1 protein-coding gene is annotated in these 932 nt (G+C 46.2%); it reads right to left on the reverse strand.

The genetic code is table 11. From position 1 onward, the window contains the following. Positions 1–884: phosphoenolpyruvate carboxykinase (ATP) (locus A3757_RS02350; protein ID WP_156506117.1), on the reverse strand; the 884-nt coding region annotated here is incomplete at its 3' end. Positions 885–932 lie beyond the last annotated feature (48 nt).

Raw genomic sequence — 932 nt, forward strand, 5'->3', positions numbered from 1 at the left:
GTATCTGTGTAATCTGGTAGACGCTTATCATCAGAAAGCGCTACGTTTTCTACGATTGCACCGAACTTGATCGCATCCCAAATGATTGGCTCATTCTTTTGAGATAGATCAATAGTCTTCGCATAGCAGCCGCCTTCAATATTGAAGACAACGCCTTTGCCCCAACCGTGCTCGTCATCACCAATAAGGTAACGCGCAGGGTCAGCAGACAAGGTAGTTTTACCTGTACCTGACAAACCGAAGAACAATGTTGTTTCGCCGTCATCACCAACGTTTGCAGAACAATGCATTGGTAATACGTCTTTCTCTGGCAACAAGAAGTTCTGAACAGAGAACATTGCTTTCTTCATTTCACCCGCATAACGCATACCTGCAAGCAAAACGCGACGCTTGGCGAAGTTGATGATTACTGTACCGTCACTATTAGTACCGTCACGCTCAGGTACACACTCAAAGCTTGCAACGTTTAGGATTTCCCATTCTTGCTTATCGGCCTGGTTATATTGCTCAGGGCGGATAAACAGATTGCGACCAAACAGGTTCTGCCAAGCAGTTTCTGTTGCAACCTTAACAGGTAGATAGTGATCAGCATCTGCACCCACGTGAAGGTGAGAAAGATAGCTATCTCGCTCAGCCAAATACGCCTCGACTCGTTCCCACAAAGCATCGAACTTTTCAGGGTCGAATGGTCGGTTAATTGGACCCCAGCCGATTGCATCCGAAGTACTCGGCTCATCAACAATATAGCGGTCCATAGGAGAGCGTCCTGTTCTTTTGCCGGTGGTAACGACTAAAGAACCATTAGCAGCCAAGCTGCCTTCTTTGCGCTCAAGTGCGTGCTCTACCAATACGGCTGAGCTTAGATCAACATAAGTGTTACTCACTTCGACCTCACTTGGGTTAAGTTTGACTACGTTTTAGCTTTTTCTAAA

The organism is Oleiphilus sp. HI0117 (genome assembly GCF_001635235.1).